Origin of the sequence: Vitiosangium sp. GDMCC 1.1324 (assembly GCF_003044305.1) — a bacterium.
Taxonomy (GTDB): domain Bacteria; phylum Myxococcota; class Myxococcia; order Myxococcales; family Myxococcaceae; genus Archangium.
Window position 1 is genome coordinate 24372 of sequence record NZ_PZOX01000041.1, and the last position, 17165, is coordinate 41536.

Annotated in this window: 18 protein-coding genes; 5 read left to right on the top strand and 13 right to left on the bottom strand. The window is 66.8% G+C overall.

What is annotated here, in order from left to right; translation table 11 throughout:
- Positions 1 to 11 precede the first annotated feature (11 nt).
- Positions 12 to 1313, top strand: coding sequence for a TolC family protein (locus tag DAT35_RS56060; RefSeq protein WP_108077704.1), 1302 nt, complete (start codon positions 12 to 14; stop codon positions 1311 to 1313).
- Between the two features lie 27 nt (positions 1314 to 1340).
- On the opposite strand, the gene DAT35_RS56065 is transcribed toward DAT35_RS56060, so the two are convergent.
- The 7 genes from DAT35_RS56065 to DAT35_RS56095 all read right to left on the bottom strand — a co-directional run bounded on the left by DAT35_RS56065 (position 1341) and on the right by DAT35_RS56095 (position 8675).
- Positions 1341 to 2498 carry a S41 family peptidase gene (locus DAT35_RS56065; protein ID WP_108077722.1) on the bottom strand — a complete coding sequence of 386 codons (1158 nt, stop codon included), beginning with the start codon at positions 2496 to 2498 and terminating at the stop codon, positions 1341 to 1343.
- An 8-nt stretch (positions 2499 to 2506) separates the two neighbouring features.
- Positions 2507 to 3898 (bottom strand): MATE family efflux transporter, encoded by a 1392-nt coding sequence (locus DAT35_RS56070; RefSeq protein ID WP_108077705.1) that lies wholly within the window; start codon positions 3896 to 3898, stop codon positions 2507 to 2509.
- Between the two features lie 85 nt (positions 3899 to 3983).
- Entirely contained in the window at positions 3984 to 5207 is a 1224-nt protein-coding gene (locus DAT35_RS56075) for a hypothetical protein (protein WP_158502394.1), read from the bottom strand.
- Positions 5208 to 5256: 49 nt separating this feature from the next.
- The gene (locus tag DAT35_RS56080) at positions 5257 to 6411 is read right to left on the bottom strand and encodes a hypothetical protein (protein ID WP_146210307.1); all 1155 of its coding nucleotides are present in this window, start codon (positions 6409 to 6411) and stop codon (positions 5257 to 5259) included.
- 130 nt (positions 6412 to 6541) lie between these two features.
- Complete coding sequence (locus DAT35_RS56085; RefSeq protein WP_108077708.1) at positions 6542 to 6910, bottom strand: hypothetical protein; 369 nt, start codon at positions 6908 to 6910, stop codon at positions 6542 to 6544.
- A gap of 109 nt (positions 6911 to 7019) precedes the next feature.
- The gene (locus DAT35_RS56090; RefSeq protein WP_146210308.1) at positions 7020 to 7823 is read right to left on the bottom strand and encodes a hypothetical protein; all 804 of its coding nucleotides are present in this window, start codon (positions 7821 to 7823) and stop codon (positions 7020 to 7022) included.
- Between the two features lie 93 nt (positions 7824 to 7916).
- Complete coding sequence (locus DAT35_RS56095) at positions 7917 to 8675, bottom strand: hypothetical protein (RefSeq protein WP_108077710.1); 759 nt, start codon at positions 8673 to 8675, stop codon at positions 7917 to 7919.
- Between the two features lie 743 nt (positions 8676 to 9418).
- Between DAT35_RS56095 and DAT35_RS56100 the strand changes: the two genes are divergently transcribed.
- Positions 9419 to 9823: a DUF3224 domain-containing protein gene (locus tag DAT35_RS56100; protein WP_108077711.1), complete on the top strand. Its 405-nt coding sequence runs from the start codon at positions 9419 to 9421 to the stop codon at positions 9821 to 9823.
- Between the two features lie 68 nt (positions 9824 to 9891).
- On the opposite strand, the gene DAT35_RS56105 is transcribed toward DAT35_RS56100, so the two are convergent.
- The 3 genes from DAT35_RS56105 to DAT35_RS56115 all read right to left on the bottom strand — a co-directional run bounded on the left by DAT35_RS56105 (position 9892) and on the right by DAT35_RS56115 (position 12474).
- Complete coding sequence (locus DAT35_RS56105; RefSeq protein WP_108077712.1) at positions 9892 to 10830, bottom strand: carbohydrate kinase family protein; 939 nt, start codon at positions 10828 to 10830, stop codon at positions 9892 to 9894.
- A gap of 52 nt (positions 10831 to 10882) precedes the next feature.
- Positions 10883 to 11911: a polysaccharide deacetylase family protein gene (locus DAT35_RS56110; protein WP_108077713.1), complete on the bottom strand. Its 1029-nt coding sequence runs from the start codon at positions 11909 to 11911 to the stop codon at positions 10883 to 10885.
- A gap of 62 nt (positions 11912 to 11973) precedes the next feature.
- Positions 11974 to 12474, bottom strand: coding sequence for a DoxX family membrane protein (locus DAT35_RS56115; RefSeq protein ID WP_233262298.1), 501 nt, complete (start codon positions 12472 to 12474; stop codon positions 11974 to 11976).
- Positions 12475 to 12621: 147 nt separating this feature from the next.
- Between DAT35_RS56115 and DAT35_RS56120 the strand changes: the two genes are divergently transcribed.
- From DAT35_RS56120 to DAT35_RS56130, 3 genes are all read left to right on the top strand, one after another.
- Positions 12622 to 13569 (top strand): LysR family transcriptional regulator, encoded by a 948-nt coding sequence (locus DAT35_RS56120; RefSeq protein ID WP_146210309.1) that lies wholly within the window; start codon positions 12622 to 12624, stop codon positions 13567 to 13569.
- A gap of 123 nt (positions 13570 to 13692) precedes the next feature.
- The gene (locus DAT35_RS56125) at positions 13693 to 14106 is read left to right on the top strand and encodes a cupin domain-containing protein (protein ID WP_108077715.1); all 414 of its coding nucleotides are present in this window, start codon (positions 13693 to 13695) and stop codon (positions 14104 to 14106) included.
- Between the two features lie 17 nt (positions 14107 to 14123).
- A complete protein-coding gene (locus DAT35_RS56130; RefSeq protein WP_108077716.1) occupies positions 14124 to 14993 on the top strand; it encodes an alpha/beta fold hydrolase in 870 nt (289 codons plus the stop codon).
- Between the two features lie 25 nt (positions 14994 to 15018).
- Here DAT35_RS56130 and DAT35_RS56135 read toward each other — a convergent pair whose 3' ends face one another.
- From DAT35_RS56135 to DAT35_RS59670, 3 genes are all read right to left on the bottom strand, one after another.
- Positions 15019 to 15666 (bottom strand): hypothetical protein, encoded by a 648-nt coding sequence (locus DAT35_RS56135; protein ID WP_146210310.1) that lies wholly within the window; start codon positions 15664 to 15666, stop codon positions 15019 to 15021.
- 47 nt (positions 15667 to 15713) lie between these two features.
- Positions 15714 to 16370: a hypothetical protein gene (locus DAT35_RS56140; RefSeq protein WP_108077718.1), complete on the bottom strand. Its 657-nt coding sequence runs from the start codon at positions 16368 to 16370 to the stop codon at positions 15714 to 15716.
- Positions 16371 to 16383: 13 nt separating this feature from the next.
- A partial coding sequence (locus DAT35_RS59670) for a hypothetical protein (protein WP_158502396.1) occupies positions 16384 to 17165 on the bottom strand: 782 nt, incomplete at its 5' end.

A 17165-nucleotide genomic window follows, 5' to 3' on the forward strand; every position in this document is an offset into this window, starting at 1 on the left:
GGGAGGGCGTGATGCGACGGCGGATGTGGAAGGGCTCGCTCGCCCTGGTGCTGGTGGCCGGGCTGGCACGAGGCGCGGAGCCCTCTGAGCAGGCTCCGGCGGGACCTCCGGCGGTGTCCTTCGATGATGCTCTGCGGCAGGCGCTCGGGCGCAACCCGAGCCTGGGTCAGGCCCGGGCGCAGGTGGAGCGGGCCCGAGCGCTGGTGACGGAGGCGCGCGCCGCCTACTTCCCCGTGCTGACGGCCAATGCCGCCTATACGCAGCTCGACAGCGCGCGGCTCCAGGGCGATCGCGTCCTGCAGCCGGCGAGCGCGGTGAATGCCAACCTCATCCTCACGGTGCCGCTGTTCGTGCCCCAGCGCTGGCTCCAGGCGGAGCGCACCGAGCAGGCCGTCGAGGTGGCGCGCACGGGAGAGGCCGACGCACGGAGGCAGGTGGCGGTGGTCACGGCCCAGGCCTACCTCGCCGTGGTGCTGCAGAAGCGCCTGCTCCAGACGAACCTCCAGGCGAGGGACACCGCGCGCAACCACCTCGAGTTCGCGAAGGCACGGCGCCAGCAGGGACTCGGCAACCGCCTGGACGAGGTGCGCGCGGAGCGCGAGCTCCACGACAACGAGGCGCGGGTGAGTCTGGCATTGGCGGGTGTTGCCCGGGTGCAGGAGGCGCTGGGCGTGGCTGTGGGCCAGGATGGCCCCCTGGATGCGGCGGGGGACATCGTGCTCACCGAGCCTCCTTCCATTGAATCCGCGCTCGAGTCCGTGGGGAACCGCGAGGACGTCGTGCAGCTCCGGCAGCGGTTGGGACTGGCCGAGCGGACGGTGCGCGAGAGCTGGACGGACTTCATGCCGACGCTGACCGCCGTGGGGCAGCCCTTCTTCCAGACGCCCGCCACGCCCACGTTGCCCACGTGGGGCTGGCAGGCCCAGGTGTTGCTGGCGGTGCCGCTCTATGACGGGGGGTTCCGCTATGGCGCGCGACACGAGCGCGAGGCCCTGGCCTCGGAGGCCCGAGCCGTGTTGGACACCACGCTCCAGCGGGCGCGAGGCGAGGTGCGCTCGGCCGCCGAGCAACTGGAGGGCGCGGAGGCCTCGGCGGTGGAGCAGCAGCGCTCGTCCGCCGCGGCGCGCGAGACGCTCGAGCTGGCCAACCTGGCCTACCGCGCGGGCGCCACGACGAACCTCGAGGTCATCGACGCGGAGCGAGGCGCGCGGGACGCGGAGACGTCGGAGTTGCTTGCGCAGGACTCGGTCCGGCAGGCCCGCCTCAACCTGCTCGTCGCCAGCGGCCTGTTCCCGGAGCTCCCCTCACGCTGAGGGCTGTTTCGAGGGGGGGCAGAAGCGTCAACGTGGGAGCGGGATGAATCGTTCGCGCGGCGTTCCATCCACCGCCATCAGCCGCTCCGTCGGCAGTTTCAGGACCAGTCCGGAGTGGGTGAGTTTGTGATCGGAGATGGCGCCCAGCAGCCCCGCCATGGGATCGCCAACGACTTGCGCTCCGATGGCATGGAAGCCGATGGCGAGCCCCTCGCCCATGCTCCCGGTCCAGCGTCCGACGCGAACGAGGACGGGACCCTCATGGTGCTTCCCGGCCCTCGGTAGCACCTGCTCCACCCATTGGCGGGGGATCCCGGTCTCCCGCTCCTCGGCGGGGAGGCTGTGCACCTGATAGGCGCCTGGCTTCGACACGAACCAGCCCATGAGCGCCCGGGCGACCACCGTATTGCCGCCGCTCGGCGTGTCGCTGAGATCCAGGATCACCCGTTGCCCCGGCCGCGCCTGGGCCATCGCCGTGTCAAAGGCCGCGATGACCTCGTCATCACCGAGGGAGTCATGGAGCTTGATCAAAAGGTCGGCATCTGAAGCGCTGGTGGTGAGGAGGGGGCGCTCGGGCGCAACCTTCACCGTGTAGAGGTTTGGCAGGACCATCCGGCGCGGCTTGCCCTGGTCACGTTGAAACGAGAGGTTCCGCGGCCGGTCCCGCCTGCCCGCGGCCAGAACACGGGCGGCGAAGCCCGCCCGCTCCTCGTTCGAAGTCATACCGAGGTCCGCCCAGAAGGAATCGACCGCCTGCGCCGTGGGCACGCCCTCGATCGCGATCAACCGGTCCCCCACGCGGAGCCCCGCCTGCTCGGCGGGTGAATCCCGCCGCACGGCCTCCACCCGGAAATCGGCTCCACGCTTCTCGATCCAAAGGTCGGAACGGCTTGGAACGAGCGCCCAGCTATCGGCCAGGGAGCTACCGGTGATGGCGTGATGATCGGCGAGGGAGAGTAGTGCGCGTTCGGCGAAGCGGATCAGCGATGGCTTGTCGTGGACCTGTTCCGCCTCCGCCCGGAGCTTCGCGGACATGGGCATCCGCCCATCCGGGAAACGATCAAGATAGGCGTACTGGTCATTGATCAGTTTCTCAATCGACCGTGCGTCGTCGAGGAAGCCATTGGCTTCAGCGGCGTGAGCGCCGGAACCGAGCAGCAGGAGACATAGAAAGAGACGAAGCATCGAAGTCCTCACCCGTCGAGAGCCACTGTGCCAGTCTGCTCCTGGGGCGCGACGAGCGATTGCCGCTCCCAGGCCCGGCTCCTCCAGCGGTACCAGAAGACCAATCCGCGCGTCCATTCGTCCGCCGCGATCGCCAGCCAGATGCCGGGCAGGCCCAGCTGGAAGTGGAAGACGAGCACGTAGCCCAGCGGCAGGCTCATGCAGACCATGGAGACGAAGGCCATGTAGACGGCGAACTGCGCGTCCCCGGCAGCGCGCAGGGCGTTCACCAGGACGAGGTTGAAGGAGCGTCCGGACTCCAGCAGCAGGCTGAGCAGGAGGATCCGCGCCGTCAGTTGCACGATGTCCGCGTTGGCCGTGAACAACCCCACCAGCGGCTGACGCACCAGGATGACGAGCACGTCCACCAGGACGGTGATTGCCACGGCCCACTTCAAGCTCACCAGGGCTTGCCGGTAGGCCTCGTCCGGCTGGCGCGCTCCGACCATCCTCCCCACCAGGATGGCTGTTCCCATGCCGAGCGCCAGGCTGAAGAGATAGACATACTGGGAGATGGCTATCGCGTACTGGCGTGACGCCAGCGCCGTGGCTCCGAGGAGCGTGACGAAGTACAAGAACACCGTCTGGCACGAGTGATAGGTGACCTGCTCGACGGCGGCGGGAACGCCCACCTTCAGGATCTTGCGGATGTACTCCTTCGTGAACGTCATGTAGTCGCGCGGCACCATCCGCACGTCCATCACCCGGTAGAGCATCCACACGAAGACGACGAGCGCGGTGGCCCGGCTCAACCCCGTGGACACCGCCGCCCCGGTGACCCCCAACGCCGGCAGTCCGAAGTGGCCGAAGATGAGGGCGTAGTTACACGCCACATGGAGCACGTTCATGCCCAGTGACACGTACATGGATTGCCGCGTGAAGCCATAGGTGCGGATGAGGCCGGCGAGGACGTTGATGAGGGCTTGCAGGAAGATGAACCCGCCCGCGATGCCCATGTACGCCCGCGCGTGAGCCAACACCGGGCCCGCCAGGTTCATGTGGCTCAAGATGGGGTCGCCGAGCACGAGCAGGGTCGCGCTCACCACGAGCCCGAGCAGGAGGTTGAGCGTGATGGCCAACGCGGAGATTCGCGCCGCCTCGGCGCTCCGGCGCGCTCCGAGGTACTGCGCCACGACGATGGAGGCGCCGTGGCTGATGACATTCATGATGAGGATGCACAGGAAGATGTACTGATTGACCACGCCCACGGCGGAGACGGCGTCGTCCGAGACGCCACTGAGCATGAGCGTGTCCGACGTGCCCATCAGCATGAACAACAGCAGTTCCAGCAAGATGGGCCAGGTCAGCCGGAACAGCCCCAGGGTGGGGGCCGGGGCCGAGGTCTGATGCGGTGCGTCCATGTTCCCGTGTGTTGCATGCGCCGCGAGCGCTGTCGAGTCCTGCCTGTCCGCTTGCTTCGAGGCTCACTCGCGATTCTGGCGCACGTCACTTCGTGCGCAGGAACCAGAGGTTCGTCTTCGACGACGGTAGCAACACGAAGCCCTTCAAAGCCGGTACGTAGCGAAATCGGTTTTGCACCCCCGCCGGGCTCGCCGCGGCAGGAACGCCGGTCACTTCCTTGAGCCGGATCGTCCACGGCCCGGAGTCGACCGGCGTCACCGCATAGACACGTTCTGGAATCGGAGCGAGTCGCGCACCCGCCCAGCTACCGCCCGCGTAGAACAAGAACTCGTCGTTGAGCGGATCGTAGTCCATCGCGGCGTACATCGGTTGGTCGGCCTTCAACTGCTCCAGGGCCGCATTGCTGGTGAAGGTCACACTCAGCTGCGAATGGCCATCAATTGGAATGCGCGAAGCCGAGAGTCCAGTGTCTGCGCCCTGGCCGTCACCCCATTGCAAGGTGAAGATCTGTCGGCGTTTCGAGTCGTACGCGCCTGGGAAACGAACCTGGTCGGCAGTGCGGGTGGTGATGGGTTTGGACCACTGCTTCGCCAACGGATCGTACCGTTCGAATGCCGTGGTCCACACGTTGCCGTCGCTGTCGCGCACGAACCCATACCCACCCGTCGCCAGCGGATGAACACCCTCGCCGTCCCAGGTGTTGGTGCTGAGGTCGAACCCATCGTTGGTGTTGACGTCCCAGGCCGATGGATACGTGTACCGCGGTCGCACTCTCAAGACGCGATCGGTAGTCGGTGAATAGTGCGTCGATTGGTAGGTGTGCATCGAGGCGGGTTGGCCATCGGCGTTGTACCCGACGTTGTTTCCGGCCACCGGTGATGCCGCTTTGCGCACCACCCACACAGGCGCATCGACGTCGATGCGAATGGAGACGGTGCGATTGTCGGCACTGTCGCCATGCCCGCCGGCGGCAGCGACGATGAGCTCGCTGGTGCTTTCTTTGATGGCCATGCCGCTGAAGGCATCCACCGGCGCACCGCCTGCCCCGCTGGTGCCGGGAATTTCAATCCATTGATTGACTGCGGCGCCCGTCAACCAGGCTGGCGTGCTCCCATCACTGGGTAGGCCGGCATCCAAGGTCCCAGCGTCGCTGCTCGCACCGGCGTCGGGCGTTGGACCGGCATCTCCTGGTCCACTGCCTCCGGTCACGTCGGAGCAGCCGCACAGCACGAGTGCCAGGACAGCAGCGGCTGTCACGAGATTGCGAAACGAGAGAGATGGTTCGTTCATTGGCATGTCGGTGAGCATAAGACGGATAGGGGCTCTGGTGAGGCTTCGCCTCGCCTGGCCCTGGGCCTCAGCGGCTCGCGCGGCGCACGTTCACCTGCTTCTTCGCGTCGTCGAACGTGAGCTCGCACTCCCGCAGCGTGACGGCCGCCCCTTGCGTTCCTGCCGCCTCGCAGAGCCTGAAGTCGCAGTGACAGGCGACCCCTTCATTCGCGGAGGCGCACTCCGGTACCTGCGGCGCCACCACGGCGTAACCCAGACGCGCCATCGCCCGCTCCAATGGGGCGCGAAGCGTGGGGTTGCCCCGGAGCGCCACGGCGAACAGCAGGCTGTCCTTCGGCTGCTCGCACAGTGCCTTCGCGTCGAGCACCACCCTGGCCTCGACGGGACAAGGCGCCTCCGAGCGGTGGAGCAGTTCCAGCGCGGGCGCAGTGGCGAAGCCGTCCTGCAGCGCCCGACACGCCAGCACCTGCAGCTGCGGCTCCGCGCCCAGGAGCGAAATGATCGCGGCGATGGACGAGTCGCCAGGCGCCCAGGTTTGAGGGGAGAACGCGTGCTTGAGGCACTCGAGAAACCGCTTCCGCGCCTCGGGTTCGGCGCCCAGGTTCAATCGCTCCGCGTTCAGCCGCTGGGCGCTTCGCACCGTCTGGTTGCCGCAGAGGTCCTCCGCCACCTCCGCTTTCAGCCGGGCCTGCTCCTCCAATGGCAGTGCGTCGACGGCCGCTCCCCACTGCTCGTCGGGGAAGGGACTCCAGAACGCCTTGCGCAAGAGCGGCGCGGTGGGCCTCAGCTCCGGGAAAACGGTTCGCAGCTCCGTCCAGCGCCACACATCCGCCACCCTCAACGCCTCATCCTGGAGGTCTTTGGCCCTGGCCCAGTTCATGGGTTCGGAGCCGGGCGAGCCGGACTCCGACAACAGCGCGCGCTGCTCGCCGAGGTAGACGACCGTCCAATCCTCGCTGCCGCAATGAAAGGCCAGCCGCTTTCCCGAAGGGTGGGCGACGAGCTCCCCATCATTCGCTTCACAACGCACGCTGAGCGGTTCGCGCCCATCCACGAGCAGCTCCGCTGTGGCGCTCCTGTGCCCACCAATGCCCCACTCGTCCACCACGTGGCGCACCAGCTTCGCGCTGACGGGCCGGTCCACGGTGGCCACCACGGGATCGGACTTGAAGGTGCAGCCCATGGCCGTCACGCAGGTGAACGTCCACAGCGCTTTGTGCATGGCGCGGAGAATCATCCGCCGAGGTTTACTTGAATCCCCACTTCGAGAACACCGGAGATGGACGGGGCCGTCGAGGACGAGAATCACTGACACGAGCGGTGGCTGCGCTTCTCGAGCGGAGCTCCCGCCTTCAGTCCGGAAGCGTGAGCTGCACGTTGCCGGAGGTGAATCCGCACGAGGTCTCCTTCACGGAGACGCTCTGTTGCGCGGTGCGAGTGCCGTCCGCGCTCGTCGCCTGGACCAGATAGTTCCCGGCTCCATCGCCGCCTGTCCACCTCTCACAGTTCTGCCCGGTCCCAGCTGACTCGGCGCACCAGGCAGGCTGCTCGGATTCTCCCTCCGGGGTGAAGGTGACGCGGGCATCCCGGATCGGATTGCCCCGCGTGTCCACCACGGTCACCATGAGGATTCCGTTGGGCGTGGCCGAGCAGTCCCCGGGCTCACAAGCGGGCAACAGCGGGAGGACGGCGAGCAACAGGGACGCACGAATCAGACGCATGGGCTCCTCGGGTTCTAAAGAGAGGCACCGCTCTTGTGCATACAGTATGCAGCCGGAAGTTCGGCTACGCACGCTTCCTCTACGCCGTTCGCACCCGCTGAGCTTGCCCTCAGCGCACCAGGTACCTGCCTCTCTCGAGCTTGTCCATCTGTGCCGGGGTGAGCGCCGCCAGCAACTCGAAATCGCTGTCGTGTGCGAGCGAGTGCAGCCGGAGCGGTAGCGCACGCGCCTCGGCCAGGGCATTGAGACGTGCCGCATAGTCCGCGAGCGATTCGTTGCTTTCGTCCGGTTCGGGCTCTACCGCGCGCGGCGGCAATCCCAGAATCGGGGGCAGGTGCGCGGCGGCGTCTTCGCGGTCCCACCGGTGGTCATCCGCATACAGCCATGCGGCATGCTCCCGGTATGCGTCCGGCGCCAGCCCTCGCAGCTGGGCGATGTGGTGCAGGAGCTCCGAGAACTCCTCGGCCTCGAACTCATCGTCGGAGGGGAACTGCTCGTCGAGCGACACCTCCGCATCGGGCTCGCGCAGGAACTGGTTCAACCGCTTGAGCGTCAGCCCACTGAAGTGCCCGGTGATGCGGGTCACCGCCTTGAGCCACGTCCCGGGGCGATGGCGCTTGCGCGCGGGTTTCCGGCTGGTGGGAACGATGAGCGCGGGGATCACGCGGCCGCTGAAGGCCGAGCGCTTCCAGGTCACCGCTACGGGCTCCCCGGGTTGTAGCCAACTGGCCGCGCCGTGCATCTCCTTGCGGCTCTGTGTCTCCGGATCGTACCGCCACAGGGTCACATCGAAGCCCACCTCGGTCTCTCCCTCTCGCGAGAGGGCACCCAGTCCGCGCTCGTATTCGAATCGGGCCACGACCCAGTCGTGCGGCATCTGCTCGGGTTCACGTGAATCGTCCGGATGACTCATGAAGGGGACTTACCCCATCCGGTTCAGCGGATGTGCGGGGACGAGGAGCGGCTCGTCCCGGCTCATGCCATGTCCGGCCTTTCCAGGTGAGGGCTACTCGACGAGGAAGGAGGTCCGGTCCACGCCGGTGTTGCCCGTGACGGGGTCGTACGCGGTGACGGTGACCTCGTAGGCTCCCTTCTGCTGCACGGGAATCTCGCCCGCGAAGGTGCTCGTCTTCCCCGCGTACGACAGGGGCACGGTCGTGAGGGGCTTGCCCTCGAGCTTCACCACGGCCTGGATCTCATACCGGTTGGAGTCCCACAGCCCGCCCGGTTCGGTGGAGCAGCCGCACATCAGCACGACGTTGGCCCGGACGGGGACCATCAGCTTGCCGCCGGTGAGCTTGAGGCGCTCATGCGCCTGGGGCGCGAGCGCGTCCACCACGAAGCCTGGAACCTCGAGGATGAGGCCGTCCCCCTGGAGGTGCTTGCCTGGGAGCAGCCACACCTGGGTGGAGCTGAGGACGCGCGCCTGCCGTTGGGCCTCGGGGGCGGAGACCTCCACCGTTACCAGCCGGGGCTCGTCGAGGTTCAGTGTCGTTTCGAACTTCGCGGCCTGCTCGTCGGTGAGCGGTGTGCCACGGGCGTGCGGCTGCGTCATCAACCGTTGGGTGTCTCCCGTGGTGCCAGTGGTGAGTCCGCTGGCCAGCACCTGGCCGGTTTCGGTGTCGCGGAGCACCACCCGGGCTCCGCCCATGGAGGTGCCGATGAACTTGCCATCCCTGGCGCGCGCACGCACCACCACACGTGTCTCGGCGGCGAGCGCCGGGAGGGAGAGCAACAGCACGGTCAACGCGATGAATCCACGCATGAAATGATTCCTCCGGAGGGAATTTTGGAGAGCTACTACCACACAGAGCCCTGCTTCATCCGGTCCGGCTGAGGCGATGGAATAGCTCGTCACGGAGGAGGGCGTCCTCGAGATACCTTCCCGGACGCGGGGTGAGGGTCTCCAGAGCGGCCGCGGGCTCAGGGAGGGGCGGGCTTCGCGGTCTCGGGGGGTGGCTCGCGCGTGAGCGCGGTGTACGGAGCGTTGCAGGAGTGACAGCGTTCCATGGGCGCGGGAGGGGGCCAGAACCACGCGAGGCTGTCAAAGGACGCGGAGTGTGCTTTTCAGCGCGTGGCGCTGGAGGCCTTCGCGGCGAAGTATAACCGTCGGCCGTGCGGCGGGCCGGTGTCCTACCGCGGGCCATCCGAAAGGGGCCCTTGGGCCGTGCCTCCCGTCCTACGTCTCCACCGGCGCGCTGCAGTCGCTCGTGCACTCCTCCCGGCACCTGCCCAAGCGCGTGACGCTGCTGCGCGACTTTCTCTCCCAGTACCTCGTGTCCTGCGAGCGGGCCTTCGAGCGGCCCAGCCGGCCTGCGTGACACCGTGGCCCGGTGGGTCCCGGGTACATCCAGTGGAGTCGGCGGGAATCGAACCCGCCGCCCGGGTGTCGCGTTTTTGCAATCCGGGTGCGGCGCCAGGGGATATTACACGGCCCAGCCTATCCACCGCGGGAGCTGCCGGTGGCGGAGACACGGTGGCTCTCACTGAACCCGGAGAGAGACGATCATGACGAAGCGTGCGAGCGGGGCCTTTGACGTCAAGTTGACCCGCATGGTCCCGGACGCGGACGCCGGTGACTCCCCCATCGGCCGGATGACCATCGACAAACGGTTTCACGGCGAACTGGAGGCGACCAGCAAGGGGCAGATGCTCGCGGCGGGAACGGCCGTCTCGGGCTCGGCGGGGTACGTGGCGCTGGAGCGCGTCAGCGGGACGCTGCACGGCCGCAGCGGCACCTTCATCTTGCAGCACTCGGGCATGATGAATCGCGGTGCACCCCAGCTCTCCGTGACTGTCGTACCGGACTCAGGCACTGGCGAACTGGTGGGACTCGCGGGCTCGATGAAGATCCTCATCGACGAGGGGCGGCACTCCTATGAGCTCGAGTACACGATCGCGCAGTCCCCGTGAGCGCCCGCGCCCCTCGCCTGCACTCGCGGGTTTGCCCAGCGCGAATCAGGCGGAAGAGGAGTCCTGCTTCATCCGGTCCGGCTGAGGCGATGGAACAGCTCGTCCAGGTGGCTGGAGGTGATGGGCTGCTTCTGTCCAGAGCGCTGGGCGCAGACATGGCGCGCGGCGATCTGCCCGCGGAGGAGGGCGTCCTCGGGAGCATGGCCCTCTAGCATGTGGCCGGTGAGGAATCCCACCGCCAGCGCGTCTCCCGCTCCGTTCGTGTCGACGACAGGCGCGTCCAGCTCCACCGGTGGGAAGAACCGGACTCCATCCCGAGTGCCCAGGACGCAGCCCCGAGCCCCCATACCTCCGATGACCATCCGGTCCGGGTGGCCCTGCCGCAGCCGGGAGATGGCCTCGTGTGGGTCGGGGAAGTTCACCGTGGAGAAGAAGAGGAGATCGGCTTGCTCGATGAAGTCTCGCCGGTAGGGGTCATCCAGCGAGGTGACGTCCTGCAGGTCGCACGAGACCACCACGCCGAGCTGTCGCGCGAGGGGCAGCAGCTCGCGGCACCAGTTCTCCAGGTGCACATGCAGCACGCGCGCACGGGAGAGCAGGGCGCGGCAGGCCTCGAGGTCGGGGCGGATGTCCATGTGCCCCTTGCCGTCGTAGAAGTTCTTCCGCCGCCCGTCTCGGTACATGAAGTTGACGCTGCGGTGCGTGCCGAGCGGATCATCGAACAGCAGGGGCTCGATACCCGCCCGGCGCAGCTCGTGGCGGATGTGCTCGCCGTGCCAGTCGCGGCCCACCGAGCCGATGAAGGCCGTGCGCAGGCCCAGGCTCGCGAAGCCGAGCGAGGAGTAGCCACCCGCCTGTCCGACACAGTCGATGTTCTGCGAGAAGTTGGCCTCGACGTTGAAGTCGATGTCGGCTCCGTACAGGTAGACATTGGTGTCCACCCCGATGCAGCCGGCGACGACGGCATCGATGTTCCTGCTGCTCTGCCCCACGGACCGCTCCTCCATCACCCGCGCTTCGGGCGAGGCACGAGCATACCAGCGCGCCGTCAGGGCTCGTTCAGATGCCGCCTTCCCGGACGGTCAGGGGGCTCTCCAGCGCGAAGCGGGCGATCTCGTCCTTGCGCAGGAACACCACACCCGGCTGCTTCTGGGCGTAGGTGATGAACTCCTCCAGCACCTTGACGCGCGAGGGGCGGCCCGCGATCCGATCGTGGGTGCTGATGGACATCATGCGCCGCCGCGTGGCGGCCTCGGCATAGAGCACGTCGAACTCGTCCTTGAGCTCTTGTCCGAAGGAATGGGCCGAGGCGTTGCGTCCCTCGAACTGGACGATGTCATTCATGCCCAGGGTATAGGGCACGACCGCGAAGGGCTTGCCATTCACGAGAATGAGGAACGGCTCGTCCCGGCTCACGTCATCGATGTGGTAGGTGAACCCGAGGCTCTGGAGGATCTCCAGCGTGTGGGTAGTCCCTCGCAGCCAGAAGGCATTGAAGCCCACGGGCCGCGTCCCCGTGGCGCGCTCGATGCTCCGCACATTGGCCTCGTACGAGGCCCGCTCCTCCTCGGGCGTCATCGAGAACTGGGGCGTCCAGGTCTGCCCATGGGCAGCGGCCTCGTGGCCCCGCTCGACGATCTCCCGCGCCAGCTTGGGATTCAGGTCCACCGCCTGCCCGACCATGTGGGACGTCACCTTGATGCGCTTGCGCTCGAAGAGCTCGAGCAGCCGGGGAATGCCCTCCTTGATTCCATACGCGTACCACGTGGCGGCGGGCAGGTCCGGGTACTTCGGGTCGATGGGAGGGAAGGGGCTGCTCGCTCCCCGTTCGGGTTGCGCGCCCGCTTCGAGCTGCATGGAGAGGGAGATCACCAGCCGCGCGCCCTCCGGCCAGAATTGCTTGGAAGAGGAGCGCTCGCCGCGCGCCGGGGAGGGCTCTCGCGGGGCCGAGGGCGTGGGGCTCGCGGCCAGCGTGTCGGAGGAATGGGCCGCCACGACGAGTGTGCCGGCGGCGAGCATGCCGGAGTGGCGCAGGAAGTCGCGGCGCTCGGGGAGGGTGGGGGTGGGTTGTGAGTCAGCGGAGGCCATGGGGTCTTCCTTGGAGACAGCGATGGTGGGTGGAGGGAACGGGGTGGGGTGACTCGCGTGCTTCAGGGGACCGGCGCGGGGCTCGTCGTGGGTTTGGGAGCCGGGCTGCTTCCGCGGGCCCTGGCCCACCATGCATCGACGGAGAGGCGGTTGAAGTGGGCCGTGGCCATGAGCGCGGAGTAGAGGGCCGCGTAGATCATCTGCAGCCCCACCGTCTCCCAGTCGCTTCGCAGGGCGGTGCCGAAGATGAGGGACACCATGAGGAGGCCACCGGTGAAGAGGGCGGTGCGCGTCAGCAGCCCGAGGGTGAGCAGTACGCCGAGGAGCGTCTCGAGGAAGGGCAGCACCAGAGCGAAGAGGCGCACCAGCGGAGAGGGAATCCAGGTGTTGGCGAAGAGCTGCACGAGGGTGTCGGCGAAGGCTCCGGGGTTGCCGATCCGGACCAGGCCATGCCCGAGGATGTTGATGCCGAGGGCGAGCCGCAGCAGGAAGTGGCCCGCCATCGCGTGGCTGACGCCGAGGACGGAGGGCGAGGTGTCCTCTTGGGAGGTCGGGGTCTTCATTGCGTCTTTCCAGTGCGGTGCGGGGAATCCCTCCGAGCAGGGGCTCCAGAGCGGAAGGGGTGAGGGCCAGGGCCGCACAGGGTCCTCACGCCCTCTTCTTGCGCTTTGTCCCGGTGGTTGAGAACGTGGTCCGGAGGAAAGACACTTGTGCCTGAACGGAAAAAGCAGAGTCCGGTGCTGCTCGAGGGGTTGATGCCCCTGGTCGTGTTCGTGCGAGCCGTCGATGACAAGGGATTCTCGGCGGCGGCGCGGCGGTTGGGCCTGACTCCTTCCGCGGTGAGCAAGCAGGTGGCCCACCTGGAGGAGCGGCTCGGGACCCGGCTGCTCCGGAGGACGACCCACCACCTGAGCCTCACGGAGGCGGGCAGCATCTTCTACCAGCGCTGCCAGCGGATCCTCGGGGAGCTGGAGGATGCCCGGCTCGCGATGGCGGCACTCGACGAGCGCCCGCGGGGAACCCTGCGCATCTCCGCGCCCGCGGTGCTCAGCGAGCTCCACGTCGGGACCGCGGTGGCGGCGTTCCAGGAGTCCTTCCCCGAGGTGCAGGTGGAGCTCGAGGCGAGCGATCGGGTGGTGGACCTCGTGGAGGAGGGCTTCGACGCGGCGGTGCGGATCGCCGGCAGCTTGAAGGACAGCGCGTTGGTGGTCCGGCGTCTCGCGGCCGAGGAGCGTGTCCTATGCGCGAGCCCCTTCTATCTCCAGCGTGCCGGCAGGCCTCGCGCTCCCGAGGAGCTGGTCCGCCACGAGTGCCTCCTCTTCAAGCCCGGCCGCGTGGTGAGGGAGTGGCAGTTCCAGGGGCCCGAGGGCACTCGGAACGTGAGGGTCCAGGGCCGCTTCATGGCCAACAACAACCTCGTGCTGCGGCAGGCGGCCCTCCTGGGACGGGGGATCGCCAACCTCCCGCGCTACCTGGTGCTGGAGGAGCTGCGCTCGGGTGCCCTGGTGGCGCTCCTCACCGAGCACGTGGTGGCCCATCGGTACATCTACCTCGTCTACCCGCACCGCCAGCTGACGCCGCTCAAGGTGCGGGCCTTCGCGGACTTCCTCGTCCGCTATTTCCAGCGCATCCTGGGTCAGGCCGAGCCACGGCCGTGAGAGGGCCCGGTCCCCGCGCTGGCTCCTGCCCCGGGTCCGGTGTGTCCCCAGTTTCCCTGAAGGCGACCGCCCGGGCCCACGGCCCGGTGTCATGTCTCTCCCGCGGTCGCGGAGGTGCATGCCATGAGCCAGCTCGTCATCAAGAAGTTCGCGCAACCCGATGAGCGGCGACTCTTCGTCGCGCACGGACATGTGGATCTCATCCGGCTCAAGGGTGGCAGTATCGGAATGGGTGTCTTCGAGCCGGGATGGAGGTGGTCGACGGACGTCCAGCCGATCGCGGGCACGAAGAGCTGCCAGGTCGCACACACCTTTTACATCGTCTCCGGGAGCATGGAGATCGTCATGGACGATGGCTCCCGGGGGATGCTCAGTGCGGGGGACGTGGCCTACATCCCCCCCGGACATGACGCGTGGGTGGTGGGTGGCGAGGCCTGCCTGATGGTGGACTTCGAGGGGATGTCCGACTACGCGCGGCGCGGCGAGTCACTCGCACAGCAGGCGGAGGCGCAGCAGTCCACGCCGGCCATGCAGTAGGGCGTAGACTCCTGGAGATGAACCCCAAGAACGAGGCGGCCTTTCGACGGGCGTACGACGAGCTCCTCTCGCTGTGGACGGCCGCGCCCGAGTCACGGGACATCGAGACTCCGAGCGCGCGCACCCGGGTGCAGGTCTGGGGGAGGGAAGGGGCACCGCCGCTCGTGCTCCTCCACGGCTTCAAGGTCACCTCCGGGATGTGGGCCGCGAATGCCCTGGAGCTCGGGAAGTCCTTCCGGGTCTACGCCGCGGACACTCCGGGCGATCACGGCTTCAGCGTGCCGCACCGTCCCCTGAATCGCGCTGGGGAGCTCCTCGGCTGGCTGGATGAGCTCCTCACCGCACTAGGGCTGTCGCGGACGAACCTGGGAGGGATGTCGTATGGAGGATGGCTCGCCGCGCAGTACGCCGCGCGAGCCCCGGAGCGGGTGTCGAAGCTGGTGTTGATTGCGCCCGGAGCCACCTTCCTTCCCTTCAATACGGACTTCGTCCTGCGTGGAATCCCTTTCATCGTCTGGCCGCGCCGCGAGTGGGTCCACGCCTATCTCCGCTGGGCGGCGGTTCCGAAGACGGAGGCGGGTGCGCATTACGACGCGGTGATGAGCGGGATCGCGGACGTGATGTGGACGGGGCTTCGTTACTTCGGGTGGTACCGGGGTCAGTGGCCGGGGGTGGTGAAGGAGGAGGTCCTGCGAAGCATCCGCGCACCGACGCTCCTGCTCGTGGGCCAGCAGGAGCGCATCTACGACGCGGAGCCGATGATGGCTCGGGCGCGCTCACTCATTCCGCACATCACCTGCGAGGCCATTCCAGACGCGAGCCACGATCTGCCCATCCGGCAGCCGGAGATCGTGGTCGCGCGCCTCCGGGAGTTCATCGGGACGTGAGCGGGAGTCGGGTGCTCCCACGGAGTCACTGCTGGGTGCCCATCACCCTGGCGGCCCAGCGGCGCGTCTCGTCATCCACGTGCTTCATCAGCGAGTCGAAGCGCCCAGTGCGCATCAACTCGACCAATCGCTCGTCCCGCGCAAGGATTTCCGTCGCATGCCAGGGAAAGAGGAGGTCCGTTTTCCCATTCTCCTGGTAACGAGGCTCCGCGACCAGGGCCTCAAGGTAGCGCGAGTAGCTGTCGAAGAAGCGGTCTACGTTCGAGGCGATGGGCATGACCTTGGGCTCGTACTCGTAGGTATCCACATACACCACGGGCTGTCGTCCCCACTCATCCGCGAGACCAGGAACCGTAGCATAGGTGTGAACGTAGCCACCGAAAACAATCACGGGCTCCCCCAATTCTTCCCACCAATTTCCCCGCCACCACTTGTTGTCATCCTCCAGTCTGTGCACTTGGTCGTCGGAGTGGGTGAGAACCCAGCACTTCACATTGGTGGCGAAAGCTGCGCGTCCCAGGCGCGCATAGACGCTCGCCAGCACCGGGTCGAAGGGAACACCCTCCAGCAAACTCCCATCCTTCAAAGGCTCACGAGCGGGCGGCGAAGTCTCCAGCCCAAGATTCAACCGCTGGCATACTTCCATCAGCCGCTCCAACCCGGGCAGTGTCATGGGCTCCATCGTTCCTCCTCAGTGTGGAGAGAGAGCAGGCCAGGCACTCACACCTGGGTGCCCATCACCTTGGCGGCCCAGCGGCGTGTCTCGTCGTCCGCATTCTTCATCAATGAATCGAAGCGCCCCGCGCGCATCAATTCCGCCAACCGCTCGTCCCGCGCGAGGATTTCGATCGCGTCCCAAGGAAACCTGAGATCCAAGTCACCTGCCCCCTGGTAGTGCGGGTGTAAGACCTTGGCTTCTAGATAGCGCGCGCAGGTATCGAAGAACCGGTCTACGTTTGAGGCTATGGGCATGACCTTGGGCTCGAACTCATAGGTGTCCACCATCACCACGGGCTGCCTTCCCCACGTATCCGCGAGGCCAGGCACGGTGGCATAGGTGTAGACGTCACCACCAAAAACAATCACGGGCTCCCCCAACTCCTTCCACCACTTCTCCCGCCAACGCTTGTTATCCTCCTCCAGCCAATGTACCTGTTCGTCGGAGCGGGCGAGCACCCACCTCATCACTTTGGTAGCGAATGCCGCATGTCCCATGCGCGCATAGACGCCCGCGAGTATTGGATCGAAGGGAACACCCTCCAACAAGCTCCCAGCCGTCAACGGCTTACGGGACGGTGGTGAGGTCTTCAGGCCCAGATTCAACCTCAGGCATACTTCCATCAGCCGCTCCAAGCCGGGCAGCGCCATGGACTCCATCGTACCTCCTTGGTTAGTCGAGGCCAGGGAATCGATTCTGCAACTCGCGCAATGCGGCTTCCTTGGCTTGTTCGGCGGTTTTCAAGAGCCCTGGTGGATTATCGACGCGGTGGTACCAGGGGTCGAACTGCCTATCAATGATTTCGGCTACTCGCCTCACTTCATCCGCTGTCGGGTTGGGGCGAGCTCTTCGGAACCTCCCCCACAAGAAATTGATTTCCTCGTGGACGTACTCTTGCAACATCGCCAGGTTCTCCCCAGCATTGATGTTTTCATCTGGGAAGAGGTGCGCGTATAGCAGTGGACGCCGATGGTGGATGGGAAGCCTGCGGCCCTGCTCATCCAAGATTTCAGCGAACTGCGGATACAGCTCCGCATAATACGCACGAGCATCACGTCGCAGCTCGTTCTTCAGATCAACGTTTAGCGGCTCCTGGACGGCTTGTTCGAGGCGGATGAAGAGGCCCCGCAGCATCTTGCGCTCGCTCCGGCTCAGGGCCTGCTCGCCTTCCAGCGCCACCTTGCTCCAGAGCTGCTCGAAGGCCGCTCGCTCCTCGCCGGACAGGCGCTTGATCGCGGTGCGCAGCCAGCCGGCTGCTGCTTCGGGCTCACGCCCCAGCGCCCTCGTCACCCACTCCAGCCCCTCCGTCGCGAAGAAGCCCAGGCCTTTCGCGATGATGCCTGCCGCCATCCACAGGGCCAACTCCTCCACGCCCCGCTGCGCCAGCCACGCCGAGCCCTCCACCACCCCTTCCCGCCAGCGCAGCAGGGTGGCCTCGTGCATGGACAGGTACC